At 69.0% G+C, this 12,142-nt stretch carries 9 protein-coding genes; 2 read left to right on the top strand and 7 right to left on the bottom strand.

Annotated features, from left to right (window positions below; translation table 11 throughout):
* Positions 1-29 precede the first annotated feature (29 nt).
* Positions 30-587 carry a flavin reductase family protein gene (locus AC5P76_RS00940; RefSeq protein ID WP_053518474.1) on the top strand — a complete coding sequence of 186 codons (558 nt, stop codon included), beginning with the start codon at positions 30-32 and terminating at the stop codon, positions 585-587.
* A gap of 33 nt (positions 588-620) precedes the next feature.
* On the top strand, positions 621-2,573 hold the full coding sequence (locus AC5P76_RS00935; RefSeq protein ID WP_253118330.1) for an acetyl-CoA hydrolase/transferase C-terminal domain-containing protein: 1,953 nt from the start codon (positions 621-623) through the stop codon (positions 2,571-2,573).
* A 118-nt stretch (positions 2,574-2,691) separates the two neighbouring features.
* Here AC5P76_RS00935 and tkt read toward each other — a convergent pair whose 3' ends face one another.
* The 7 genes from tkt to AC5P76_RS00900 all read right to left on the bottom strand — a co-directional run bounded on the left by tkt (position 2,692) and on the right by AC5P76_RS00900 (position 12,138).
* A complete protein-coding gene (tkt, locus tag AC5P76_RS00930; RefSeq protein ID WP_053518470.1) occupies positions 2,692-4,689 on the bottom strand; it encodes a transketolase in 1,998 nt (665 codons plus the stop codon).
* Positions 4,690-4,891: 202 nt separating this feature from the next.
* The gene (locus tag AC5P76_RS00925) at positions 4,892-6,211 is read right to left on the bottom strand and encodes a dicarboxylate/amino acid:cation symporter (RefSeq protein ID WP_053518469.1); all 1,320 of its coding nucleotides are present in this window, start codon (positions 6,209-6,211) and stop codon (positions 4,892-4,894) included.
* A 57-nt stretch (positions 6,212-6,268) separates the two neighbouring features.
* The gene (locus tag AC5P76_RS00920) at positions 6,269-7,963 is read right to left on the bottom strand and encodes a BatD family protein (protein ID WP_253118329.1); all 1,695 of its coding nucleotides are present in this window, start codon (positions 7,961-7,963) and stop codon (positions 6,269-6,271) included.
* The gene (locus tag AC5P76_RS00915) at positions 7,960-9,765 is read right to left on the bottom strand and encodes a tetratricopeptide repeat protein (RefSeq protein ID WP_253118328.1); all 1,806 of its coding nucleotides are present in this window, start codon (positions 9,763-9,765) and stop codon (positions 7,960-7,962) included. Before AC5P76_RS00915 ends, AC5P76_RS00920 begins: the two co-directional genes overlap by 4 nt.
* Positions 9,762-10,766: a vWA domain-containing protein gene (locus AC5P76_RS00910; protein ID WP_253118327.1), complete on the bottom strand. Its 1,005-nt coding sequence runs from the start codon at positions 10,764-10,766 to the stop codon at positions 9,762-9,764. The genes AC5P76_RS00915 and AC5P76_RS00910 overlap by 4 nt, the downstream gene beginning before the upstream one ends.
* Positions 10,763-11,212, bottom strand: a complete 450-nt coding sequence (locus AC5P76_RS00905) for a DUF4381 family protein (protein ID WP_253118326.1) — start codon at positions 11,210-11,212, stop codon at positions 10,763-10,765. The genes AC5P76_RS00910 and AC5P76_RS00905 overlap by 4 nt, the downstream gene beginning before the upstream one ends.
* Positions 11,209-12,138 carry a DUF58 domain-containing protein gene (locus AC5P76_RS00900; protein WP_053518463.1) on the bottom strand — a complete coding sequence of 310 codons (930 nt, stop codon included), beginning with the start codon at positions 12,136-12,138 and terminating at the stop codon, positions 11,209-11,211. Before AC5P76_RS00900 ends, AC5P76_RS00905 begins: the two co-directional genes overlap by 4 nt.
* Between the last annotated feature and the right edge of the window lie 4 nt (positions 12,139-12,142).

Genomic DNA, 12,142 nt, shown 5'->3' with positions numbered 1-12,142 from the left:
GCATCGGCCGTCCCGGCCCCGGAGTGCGCATGAAACCGCTGCCCAAGAAGGATTTCCCCGTCGAACAGGCCCGCCGCTTCCTCGAACCCGGCCCGATCGTGCTGGTCAGCACCGCGTGGCGTGGCCAGCGCAACCTGATGACGATGGGCTGGCACATGGTGATGGGCTTCTCGCCATCACTGGTGGCGACCTATCTGTGGAACGAGAACCACAGCTTCGCGCTGGCGCGGGGCAGCGGCGAATGCGTGATCAATGTGCCGGGCGTGGAGCTGCTCGATACCGTAGTGGACATCGGCAACTGCAGCGGGCGGGAGGTCGACAAGTTCGCGCACTTCGGCCTGGATGCCCTGCCCGCCCGCGAGGTCGGCGCGCCGCTGGTCGGCCAGTGCCATTCGTGCTTCGAGTGCCGCCTGTACGACGACAGCCAGATCGAGACCAGCAACCTTTTCATCTGGGAGATCGTGCGTGCCCACGTCGCGCCACGGCCGAAACTGCCGCGCACCGTGCACTACCGTGGCGATGGCCGCTTCATGGTGGCCGGTGCGGAAGTCTCGCGTCGACGGCGGTTCAAGCCCGACATGCTGTAATGCCGGAACTCCCCTTACGCAGGACTGCCCCGGATGACCGAACACCTCACCGACCTGGACGCCGCCGTCGATTGGCTGTTCGCGCGCGTGGAAGGGCCGCTGCGGATCGGAGCACCGCTGGCGCTGGGCAAGCCACACCGGTTGCTCAATGCACTGTATGCACGGGTCGAGAACGATCCCTCGCACCCCCTCCAGCTCTACACTGCCCTGTCGTTGAATCCGCCGAAGGTGCGGGGCAGCGGCCTGGAGGCCCGCTTCCTGGGCCCCTTCGCGCAGCGCCATTTCGGCGAGGATTTCCCCCGCCTGGCCTATGCCGACGCGATCGCCCGTGACGCACTGCCCGCCCATGTGCAGGTGGAGGAGTTCTACATGCAGTCCGGCGCCCTGCTCGGTTCCCGGCAGGCGCAGTCCAGCTACACCAGCCTCAACTACACCCATGCCGCTGATGCAGTGGCCCAGCGCGCGCCGCATGTAATCGTGCAGAAGGTGGCGATGCGCCCGGACGATCGCCGCCTCTCGTTGTCCTGCAACAACGACATCACCCAGGACACGCTCGATGCAATCGCCGCACGCGGCCTGCCGCGTCCGCTGATGGTGGCCGAGATCGATCCGCAGCTGCCTTATCTGGGCGGCACCGCCACGGTCGATGTGTCCTTCTTCGACCTGGTCATCACCCCGCCGCCGCCGTATCCGGCGCTGTTCGGCCTGCCGCGGCAGCCGGTCGCCGACGCCGACTATGCGATCGGCCTGTATGCCAGCACCCTGGTGCGCGATGGCGGCACGCTGCAGATCGGCATCGGCACGCTGGCCGATGCACTCAGCCATGCACTGGTGCTGCGGCATACCGACAACGCGCGCTACCGGCGCGTGCTGCACGCGCTGGACCCGCAGCTTGCGCGGCATCCGCTGGTACAGGAAATCGGCGGCCTGGAGCCGTTCGAGATCGGCCTGTACGGCTGCAGCGAGATGCTCAACGAGGGCTTCCGGCGGCTGGTCCAGACCGGCGTGATCAAGCGCAAGGTGCATGACGACCTCGCGCTGATGCAGCGCATCGAGAACGGCAGCACGCTGTCCATCGACCATGCCACGCTGGCCGCCGAAGGCGAATACCTGCATGGCGCGTTCTACCTGGGCTCGCCGGAGTTCTACCAGTGGCTGCGCGAGCTGCCGGCGGATGAACGTCGCGCCATCGGCATGCGCCGCATCAGTGAGATCAACCAGCTTTACGGCGGCAACGAGACGCTGGAGCGCCTGCAGCGCCGCCATGCACGCTTCTTCAATTCCTGCATGATGGCCACTGCGCTGGGCGCGGCGGTCTCCGATGCCCTGGACGATGGCCGCGTGGTGTCCGGCGTCGGCGGCCAGTACAACTTCGTGGCGATGGCCCATGCCCTGCCGGAAGCACGCAGCGTGCTGATGTTCCGCGCCGCGCGCGATGACAAGGGCCATCGCGAATCGAACGTGCGCTGGAATTATGGCCACACCACCATTCCCCGCCATCTGCGTGATATCTACCTGGACGAGTACGGCATCGCCGACCTGCGCGGGTTGACCGACGAGGACTGCGTGCAGGCGATGGCGGCGATCACCGAGGCGCCGTTCCAGCAGGGCCTGCTGCAGCAGGCACAGGCCGCACGCAAGCTGCTGGCCGCACCGCAGCCCGATCCGCAGCGGCTGCAGCGCAATACACCGCAGGCCCTGGCCGCAGCGTTGGCACCCTTCCGTTCCGACGGCACCCTGCCCGACTACCCGCTGGGCAGCGACTTCAATGAGATCGAGCAGGTGCTGGTGAAGGTGCTGGGCTGGTTGAAGGCCAACACGCAGACCCGCGGCGACAAGCTGCGTACCGTCTGGGCAGCGCTGCGCCAACCGGCCGGCGACGGCGATGCGGTGTACCTGCAGCGCATGGGCCTGCAGTCACCGAAGGACTTCAACGAGCGGCTGGACGCGCGCCTGCTGCGGCTGGCGCTGGCACGCACGGCCTGAAGCCGGTAGCGCCGGGCCATGCCCGGCGAGCAGCCGATCCGCCGGGCATGGCCCGGCGCCAGCCCAAAAGGAAAGGCCGGCTTGCGCCGGCCTTTCCTGCATCACATCGCGATGCTGCTTACAGCGCCTTGGCGGCGTCCACCACGTGCGCGGCGGTGATACCGAAGTGCTTGTACAGCTGGTCGGCCGGGGCCGAGGCACCGAAGGTGTCGATACCGATCACCGCACCGTCCAGGCCGACGAACTGGCGCCAGAAACCAGTGACGCCGGCTTCCACCGCCACGCGCTTACGCACGGCGTTCGGCAGCACCGATTCACGATATGCCGCATCCTGGCGCAGGAACACATCGGTGGACGGCATCGAGACCACGCGGGTCTTGAGGCCGGCCGCGTCCAGCTGGGCTTTCGCTTCCGTGGCCAGCGAGACTTCCGAACCGGTGGCGATCAGGATCACGTCCGGGGTACCGGCAGCGTCGGCCAGCACGTAGCCGCCACGCTCGATCTGCGCGATCTGCTCGGCGCTCCGTGGCTGGTGCGGCAGGTTCTGACGGCTGAATACCAGGCAGCTCGGGCCGTCCTGGCGGGTGATCGCCGCCTTCCAGCTCACCGCCGACTCGACGGCATCGCACGGGCGCCACACATCGTTGTTCGGGATGTAGCGCAGCGAGGCCAGATGCTCCACCGGCTGGTGGGTCGGACCGTCTTCGCCCAGGCCGATCGAATCGTGGGTGTAGACGTGGATGGCATGAGCCGGGATCAGCGCGCTCATGCGAACGCCGTTGCGGGCGTAATCGCTGAACACCAGGAAGGTGGCATCGAACGGAATGAAGCCGCCATGCAGCGCCAGGCCGTTGGCGATCGCGGTCATGCCGAACTCGCGCACGCCGTAGTACACGTAGTTGGCGTTGGCGTCGTCGCTGGCGACCGAGGTGCTGCCCTTCCACAGGGTCAGGTTGGAGTGCGCCAGGTCGGCCGAGCCGCCGACGATTTCCGGCAGCAGCGGCGCGAAGGCCTCGATGGCCAGCTGCGAGGCCTTGCGCGAGGCGATCGTCGGGCCTTCAGCCGCGACCTTGGCGATGTACGCGTCGGCCTGGGCAACGAAGTCGGCCGGCAGTTCGCCGTGCGAACGACGGGTCAGTTCAGCGGCTTCGGCCGGATACTGGGCCGCATACTTGTCGAACAGCTGTTCCCATTCGGCCTGGCGCAGGGTGCCGGCACCGTTGGCGCGCCAGCCATCGTAGATGGCCTGCGGGATTTCAAACGGGCCGTACTCCCAGCCCAGCTGCTTGCGGGTGGCTTCCAGCTCGTCCTTGCCCAGCGGGGCACCGTGGCTGGATTCCTTGCCGGCCTTGTTCGGCGAACCAAAGCCGATCGTGGTGCGGCAGCAGATCAGGGTCGGCTTGTCGCTCTGCGACAGCGCGGCCTCGATGCCGGCCTTGATGCTCTCCGGGTCGTGACCATCGACATCGCGGACCACGTTCCAGCCATAGGCCTCGAAACGCTCCGGCGTGTTGTCGGTGAACCAGCCTTCGACGTTGCCATCGATGGAGATGTGGTTGTTGTCCCAGAAGCAGACCAGCTTGTGCAGGCCCCAGGTGCCGGCCAGCGAAGCGGCTTCATGCGAGACGCCTTCCATCAGGCAGCCATCGCCCATGAACACCCAGGTGCGATGGTCGACCACTTCCAGTTCCGGACGGTTGAAGCGCTGCGCCAGCAGCTTCTCGGCCAGGGCGAAGCCCACGGCATTGGCGAAACCCTGGCCCAGCGGGCCGGTGGTGGTTTCCACGCCGGGGGTTTCATGGCGTTCCGGGTGACCGGCGGTGTGGCTGCCAAGCTGGCGGAACAGCTTGAGCTGCTCGATCGGCAGGTCGTAACCGCTCAGGTGCAGCAGCGCGTACTGCAGCATCGAGCCGTGGCCGTTGGACAGCACGAAACGGTCGCGGTTGAACCAGTGCGGATTGCTCGGGTTGTGGCGAAGGTAGTCGTTCCAGAGCACTTCGGCGATGTCGGCCATGCCCATGGGCATGCCGGGGTGGCCGGACTTTGCGGTTTCAACCGCATCGGCGGCAAGGAAGCGGATGGCGTTGGCCAACTGGCGACGGGTAGGCTGCGTCATGGTTCTGTCGGAATCGGGAGGCGGCCGCGGACGTGCGGGCGGCCTATTGTCCCATAGTCACCGGGTGGGGGTCAGTTCCACTTGCCAGGTCGTGCGGACGCTGGCCGGCAACGTCGTGATCTCCGCCGGATTCCGCATGTGAAAAGGGGTCGGAGCCCTTTCCGTGCGGAAAGGAATCCGACCCCGATCAGGTCGCCAGGACTCAGTCGCGGTCGGGAACCAGCGCCGGGCCGTCGTGGCCCTCGCCCTTGGCCACCAGGGTGGTCAGCGCCAGATCGCCGGTCACGTTCAGCGCCGTGCGGCACATGTCCAGGAAATGGTTCACGCCCAGGATCAGGCCGATACCCAGCGGGTTGACCCCCACCATGGCGCAGATCATCGCCACCACCGGCAGCGAACCCGACGGCACGCCCGCGGTACCGATGCCCCCCAGGATGCACACCGCCATCACCATGATCTGCTGGCCGATGCTCAGGTCCACGCCGAAGAACTGGGCCAGGAAGATCACCGTCACGCCCTCGAACAGCGCCGTGCCGTTCTGGTTGGCGGTGGCGCCCACGGTCAGCACGAAGCGGGACACGCGCTGCGGCAGGCCCATCTGGTCGGCCACGCGCAGCGCGGTCGGCAGGGTGGCGTTGCTGGAGGCGGTGGAGAAGGCCATCACCGTCGCTTCCTGGGTATCGCGGAAGAACGACAGCGGCGAACGGCCCGACAGCCACACGGCGGCGCCGTAGGTCACCACCATGTGCAGGCCCAGTGCCAGCACCACCACGCCCACGTAGGCGCCCAGGCGGATGATCAGCTCGAAACCGAACAGCGCGGCCAGGTTGAACATGAAGCAGGCCACCGCATACGGTGCCAGGCGGATGACCAGATTGATCAGGGTCATCGAGATTTCGAACACGCCTTCGATGGCGCGGCGCAGCGGGGCGACCTTCTCGTCATCGGTCAGCACCATGCCGATGCCGAACATCAGCGCGAAGAACATCAGCGAGAGGATCGCGCCGTTGTCGGAGGCCGCCTGCAGCACGTTGCTCGGCACGATCGACAGCAGCATGTCCATGCCCTTCGGCGTGCCATGGATGCCGGCGACGATCTCCTTGCTGCGTTCGGCGTTCTCCGAGAGCATCAGCGCGGCGGTCTGCGGATCGACGCCGACGCCGGGCTTGAGCAGGTTGACCAGCACCAGGCCGATGGCCACGGCGATGCCGGACAGCAGCACGGTATAGGCCAGCGTCTTCCAGCCGATGCGGCCGAGGGCGCGGATGTCGCCCATCTCCGACACGCCCATGATCAGCGCCGAGAAGATCAACGGCACGATCAGCATGAAGATCAGGTTGAGGAACAGCCCCGATGCAGGCGTGGTGATGTAGTCCATGACCCACTTGGCACCGGTCTGCAGACCATCGACGCTGCCACCCAGGGCGTGCACGGTCAGTCCCAGGATCAGGCCGATCGCGAAGCCGATGCCCATCTTCCAGTGCAGGGGCAACGTCTTCTTGCCGGCGGCAGCTGCTGTCATACGCAGGTTTCCTCGAAAAATGAATGCACTCTAACAAAGCGCGCAAGCGGCGCCGGTTCAGGTTCGGCGCTGCGGATACAGCGGCGCCAGCCCAGTGTCGGTGCCGCGGGCGGTACCCGACCAGTGTGGTCCGTCACGGAAGGCCTCGCGCAACCGCACACGCAGCGGTGCCGGCTCTCCCTGCCCGCCCCATCGCACCTGCTGGAGGTCCTGCAGCACTCGGCGCTGGATCGGATCACCCAGCCTGGCGATGACCTGCTCCAGCCGCGGTACACCTGCCATCGCGCACAGCTGCGCTTCGACCTGGTCGAAGCCCTCGCCGTCCAGCACCCGGCGCAGTTCGGCGACGCTGCCGCGTCCTTCGCTGGCTTCCGGCCCGGACGGCGGCCCCGGCGGGCGAGTGGCACCGCGCATGGACGGCCCGCCGCGTCCGCGCTGCCAGCCCCACAGCAGGGTCAGCAGCCACAGCAGCGCCAGGCCGATCACCGCGGCAATCCAGGGCCAGGGCTGGCTCGGCGTCCCCGAGGCGATCGGATCGGTGGCCGCAATGCGCGTGTCGTCGTCGGGCAGCGCTGCATCGGTGTCGATCGGCGGCGGCGGGGCGGGCGCGGCAGTGCCCGTACCGGCGCTGACCGTCAGTGCCAGGTCCGGCAGTCGTGCCTGCTGCGCGCTGCCGTCGCGCACGTTCCACCATGACACCCTCGGCCCCGGCACCTGCAGCGGACCCGGCTGGCGGGGCACGACGGAGTAACGACGGGTGATCTTCAACCGCGGGGTGCTGCCAGTGAAGGTCTCTTCGTACTGCGCCGGTTCGGCGAACACCTGCGCCGCCGTGCCGAGGTCCGGAACCGGAAGGTCGGTGAACTGGGCACGGGTGGCACCTTCGGCGATCGCTTCGACCACGATGGTGGCCGCCTCGCCGGTACGTGCAGTACTCGGCGCGCTGGTATAGCGCAACTGCAGGCCCTGCAACGGCAGCCACGGCTGCGGCGCCTGCGCCGGCTGTGCCTGCACCTGCAGCGTGCGGTCGGCGCCGGTGGCGTTCATGCGGCCATCGCCCCCTCCGAAAAAGTCATCGAAGAAGCCGCCTGCGCTGCGGCCGTTGAAGCGCGCGCCGGCCAGGCGCAGTGTCCCGCTGCGCTCGGGAATCAGCAGGAAGCGGCGCTCGACCACGTTGTAGCGGCGTCCATTGACCTGCCTCACGTCGGTGCGGTCGTCGCCCACCCGCTGCAGCGAGGCACCGGCGGGCGTATCCACGATGAGCTCGCCGGAGGCCAGCTGCGAGGCGAAGAACAGGCGCACGACCACGCCAACGCTCTGCTGCACGTAGGGCGTGTCATCGTCGACATCGGTCTGTATGAACGCCATGGCCGCACCGTTGGCAGCGGTGACCGGGGCGGCGGCGTCCACCTGCAACGTCAGCGGTGCGGTCTGCGCAGTACCCACCTGCAGGGCCGGGATCGTCAGCGCGCCACTGCGTCGCGGTGTCAGTGCCACGCCATACAGACTGCGTTGCTGCATGCTGCCGTTGCTCCACTCCACCTGGCGGCTGCTGGTCTGCCCACTGAGATCGAAGTCACCGCGCAGCGGCGCGAAGTCGGGCGCACCGGCATCACTCTGCACGTTGAGGGTGACCGTATCGCCCATCGCGATGCGATCGCGGTCCAGCCATGCCCGCGGCTGTGCCCAGGCCATCAATGGCAGCCACAGCAGCAGCATTGCCGCACACCGGCGTAGGCCGTGCATGTTCATCGCCCTTCCCTCTTCCTGCGTTCGTTTTCCAGCTGGAACTTGGCACGCAGCAACGCGCCCGGATCATCCGGCACGCGCCGCATCCAGGCGTCCACCGCCTGTTGTTCCTCACGCTGGCGCGGCGTGCGGCCGTCATCGCCCGCCACGGTCGGATCATTCTTCTCCCGGCCCTCGCGCCCCTGTTCGATGGCCTGCTGCATGCGCTGTCGCTGCTGCGCGTCGGCCTCGGCCTGCGCATGGGCGTCCTCGGCCTGGGGCGGTGACGGCGGCCCCTGATCACCACGCTCACCGAGCCGCGGTTGCGGCTGGGCGCCGGCGTCTGAGGGCGGGGGGCGCTGCGAGGGCGCCTGCGGCTGTCCCTGCCCCGACGGCTGGCCCTGCTGTGGCTGGCCCTGCTGATCCTGCGGCGTCGAGGACGGCTTCCGGGGCGGATTCTGCTGTCCCGGGTTCTGCCGCTGGCCACCCGGCGGCTTGCGCTTGCGTGCAGCATCCACAACAGCCCGGTTGGCCACCGCGTCGGCCATCCCCGGCTGCAGGGCCAGTGCGCGATCGTAGGCGGCTATGGCATCGTCGTACTGGCCCTGGCGGGCCAGCACATTGCCGAGGTTGTACCAGCCGGCCGCGGTGTCGAGCCCTTCGAACTGCTGCCGGGCACGTGCGAAGTCACCCTGGCGGTAGGCCTGTACGCCTTCGGCCAGACGCTGATGCTGCACCTGGTCCGCCCGCTTCCACAGCGTGCCCTGCACCGGCCGCGTCTGTGCCTGCGCCTGCGCCTGCGCGCCGTCCGTCCACGGCAACAGGCCGACCGCCAGCACGGCAGCCAGCAGCGCACGCCGTCGGAACGCCAGCAACGCAAGCAGCATCAACGGCGGCAGCAACCAGAAGCCTTCGTCGCGCCATTGGTGACCGGTACCCGGCCGCTGCAGCGCTGTGCCCTCACGGGCATCGAGCACACCCAGCGCGCGCAGGTCGCGCTCATCGGCGGCGATCCGCACATAGCGGCCGCCGCCGGCCGTCGCCACGGCGCGCAGGCGGCCTTCGTCCAGCGCGGCCTGGCGGATCTGGCCGCTGCTGTCGCGGTACGCGGCACCGCCCGGAGTTCCCAGACCCAGCACCGACACCTGCAGCCCCAGGCTGCGGGCCTGCGAAGCAGCGAGTTCGGCCTCATCGTCAGCCTGGTCGGTGACCACCAGGATCTGCCCCTGGGGCGTGCCGGTCTGCCGCATCAGCCGTGTCGCCCAATCGATGCCACGATCGGCACGCTGGCCATCGCGCGGCATGACATCCGGCGACAGCGCGTCCAGATAGAGCGCGACATTGCTGGCATCCTCGGTCAACGGAGCGACGGTATAGGCATCGTCCGCATAGACGATCAGCCCAACCTGGCCACCCTCGCGGGCGCGCAGCAACGTGCCGATCTTGGCCCGCGCCTGCAGCAGGCGCGACGGCGGCAGGTCGGTGGCGGTGATCCGGCTGGACAGGTCCAGCACCACCAGCAACGGTGCGCTGGCCTGGAACATCGGCTGCGCCTGCTGTCGCCAGCTGGGCCCGGCCAGGGCCAGGCACGCCAGCGTCCAGCCCAGCAGCTGCGCCCACGGCAGGCGCATGCGACGGCGCTGCCCCGACGCCAGCAGATGGGGCAGCAGATGGGCATCGACCGCCTGCCGCCATGCATCGCTGCGGCGCTGTCGATACACCGCTACGGCCACGATCAACGGCAGCGCGGCCAACGCCCACAGCCAGTCAGGCCGCAGGAAATGCAGCGCGTTCCAGTCCGGCAGATGGGATGCCAGGGCGATCATCGACGACGCTCCGGCCATGCCCACGCAAGCGCACCGAGCAGCAGCGCCACGCCCAGCGGCCAGGGATAACGCTCATCGCGCGGGCGCAGGACCGGCCCCTTCTCCGCGATGGGCTCCAGCCGGTCCAGCTCGGCATAGATGCCTGCAAGCTCGGCAGTGTCGCGGGCGCGGAAGAACTGGCCGCCGGTCATCCGGGCGATCTGCCTGAGCGTCGCCTCGTCCACCGGGTCCTGGTCGGCGGAAATCGGAATTCCGAGAAAGCGCATGCTGCCATCGCCGCCAAAGGCGACGGTGTGGATGCGCACGCCCTCGGCACGCGCTACCTCCGCCGCACGCAGCGGTTCCAGCACGCCTGCATTGCTGACGCCATCGGTGAGCAGGATCAGCACACGCTGGCCCTCGGGCTGGCTGCGCAGGCGCTTGACTGCAAGGCCGATGGCATCGCCGATGGCGGTCTCGCGCCCGGCCAGGCCGACCACGCTGTCGCGCAGCTGGTCGCGGACGCTGGCCAGGTCGGCAGTGAGCGGGGTCAGCGTATAGGCCCGATCACCAAAGATCAGCAGGCCGATGCGATCGCCTGCACGACGGTCAAGAAAGTCGGCCAGCACGGCCTTGGCGGCGGTCAGCCGATCGACGGCCTGGCCGCCGAGCACCATGTCGGCCTCGCCCATGCTGCCGGACACGTCCATCGCCAGCATCATCTGGCGCCCCTGCTGCGGCGGTGTGGTCGCCTCGCCCAACTGCTGCGGCCGCGCCAGCGCCACGCACAGCGCGATCCAGCCCAGCCACAGCAGCAGCGCACGCCACCTGCGCGCATCGATACGGCCTGCTCCGGCCAGGGCCTCCAGTTCGGTCGCGGCATAGGGCACGCGCAGCGCAGCGCCGGGGGCGGCACGGCGCTTCCAGGCCAGCATCAGCAACGGCAACGGCACCGCCAACAGCGCCAATGGCCAGGCCAGCTGCAGGTCCGGCCAGGGCCAGTAACTCGCCAGCGCACTCATCGGCGCCGCTCCTGCAGCATCGCCAGGTAACGTCCGCGTGCCCAGCGGCGCAGCACTGCGACATCGGCCGCATCCACCTGCGGCCGGTACGCGCCCTCGGCAAGCAGATCGCGCTGCGCCGCCGACAACGTCGCCTGCGGATCCACCCGCTGCCACCAGGCGTGGTCATGCAACGCTTCGCTGCCCGGCCGTGCCTGACGCGCGGCACGGCGCAGCAGGCCCGCAATGGCCGCCACCTCAGCGGCGGCATCGGTCGCGCCCGCCAGCTCGCGATCAAACGCCTGCAACCAGCGCTGCTGACGCCGACGGCGACGCCACCACAACAGGGCGAGGATCAGCAGCGCCAGCAGCAGAACCGCCCCGATCATCAGATAGCCGGGGGCCGGTGGCCACCACGACGGTGCCGGTGGCAGCTGCACATCGCGCAGGGGCAGGGCTGCGCTCATGCGGGTACCTCGGTAGGCGCCGGCGCCAGCCAGGCATCGCTGGCCGCATCACTGCTCAGTACCTGCACATCGATGCGGCGTGCCCCCAGCTGGCGCTGCAGTTCCTGCAGCGGTTCAACGAAATGCGCATGCCACTGCGCCTGCACGTCGCCACGGCGCAGGTCCAGTCCGATGCGCTGCTGGGCGGCAAGGAACTGCAGGGGGGCCGACGGCGGCTGCAGCTCCAGCGGATCGACCAGCAGCACCAGGCTGAGGTCGTGATGCTGGGCCAGCGCTCCCCATCGCGCCGGCGCAATGCGGATGGCCTGCTGCGGGTCGGCCAGCACCAGCAGCCGTGCACCCGGACGCAGAACGCGCGCCGCGTGGTCCAGCGCGCGCTCCAGACCCAGGTCATCGGCCGGAGGTTGCGCATACCAGCGCGTCAGCGCGTCGAGCACGCGCAGCACGCCACGTGGTCCGCCGGCTGGCGCTACCGGCGCTTCGCGGTCACTACCGCGCAGCGCACCGATGCGGTCGCCGCGGCGCTGCGCCGACCAGGCGGCGACTGCACCGGCACGCGCAGCCTGCACCGACTTGAAGCGCACGCGGGTGCCGAAGTACAGCGCGGGTGAGGTATCGGCCACGATCAGACTGACCCGTTCGCGTTCGGCCTGGAACAGCTTGGTATGGGCACGACCGGTGCGCGCGGTCACGCGCCAGTCGATATGACGGGCATCGTCACCGGCGACGTACTCGCGCGATTCGGCGTACTCCATGCCGCGCCCGCGCAGCGGCGATGGTGCCTGCCCCGCATTGCCGGCGCGGCCGCGACGGGGCGGCGGCGGACGCTGGGCCAGACGGCGCAGCGCCACCAGCTCGGCCAGCTGCGGGCGCAGTCCATCGCCTTCGCTGGCGGACACTCCATGCTCCTGGGATGTATCGGTCATGCGC

The organism is Stenotrophomonas sp. YJH_SMC_36, from assembly GCF_059369935.1.
The sequence above is the reverse complement of the archived record's forward strand: the minus strand, read 5'-3'. Positions and strand labels throughout refer to the sequence as shown.

What these genes read in the sequence shown, in the direction of transcription:
- tkt (WP_053518470.1), bottom strand. Translation starts at nt 4,689, where the DNA reads ATGACGCAGCCTACCCGTCGCCAGTTGGCCAACGCCATCCGCTTCCTT.
- AC5P76_RS00910 (WP_253118327.1), bottom strand. Translation starts at nt 10,766, where the DNA reads ATGAGTGCGCTGGCGAGTTACTGGCCCTGGCCGGACCTGCAGCTGGCC.
- AC5P76_RS00935 (WP_253118330.1), top strand. Translation starts at nt 621, where the DNA reads ATGACCGAACACCTCACCGACCTGGACGCCGCCGTCGATTGGCTGTTC.
- AC5P76_RS00900 (WP_053518463.1), bottom strand. Translation starts at nt 12,138, where the DNA reads ATGACCGATACATCCCAGGAGCATGGAGTGTCCGCCAGCGAAGGCGAT.
- AC5P76_RS00915 (WP_253118328.1), bottom strand. Translation starts at nt 9,765, where the DNA reads ATGATCGCCCTGGCATCCCATCTGCCGGACTGGAACGCGCTGCATTTC.
- AC5P76_RS00905 (WP_253118326.1), bottom strand. Translation starts at nt 11,212, where the DNA reads ATGAGCGCAGCCCTGCCCCTGCGCGATGTGCAGCTGCCACCGGCACCG.
- AC5P76_RS00940 (WP_053518474.1), top strand. Translation starts at nt 30, where the DNA reads ATGAAACCGCTGCCCAAGAAGGATTTCCCCGTCGAACAGGCCCGCCGC.
- AC5P76_RS00920 (WP_253118329.1), bottom strand. Translation starts at nt 7,963, where the DNA reads ATGAACATGCACGGCCTACGCCGGTGTGCGGCAATGCTGCTGCTGTGG.
- AC5P76_RS00925 (WP_053518469.1), bottom strand. Translation starts at nt 6,211, where the DNA reads ATGACAGCAGCTGCCGCCGGCAAGAAGACGTTGCCCCTGCACTGGAAG.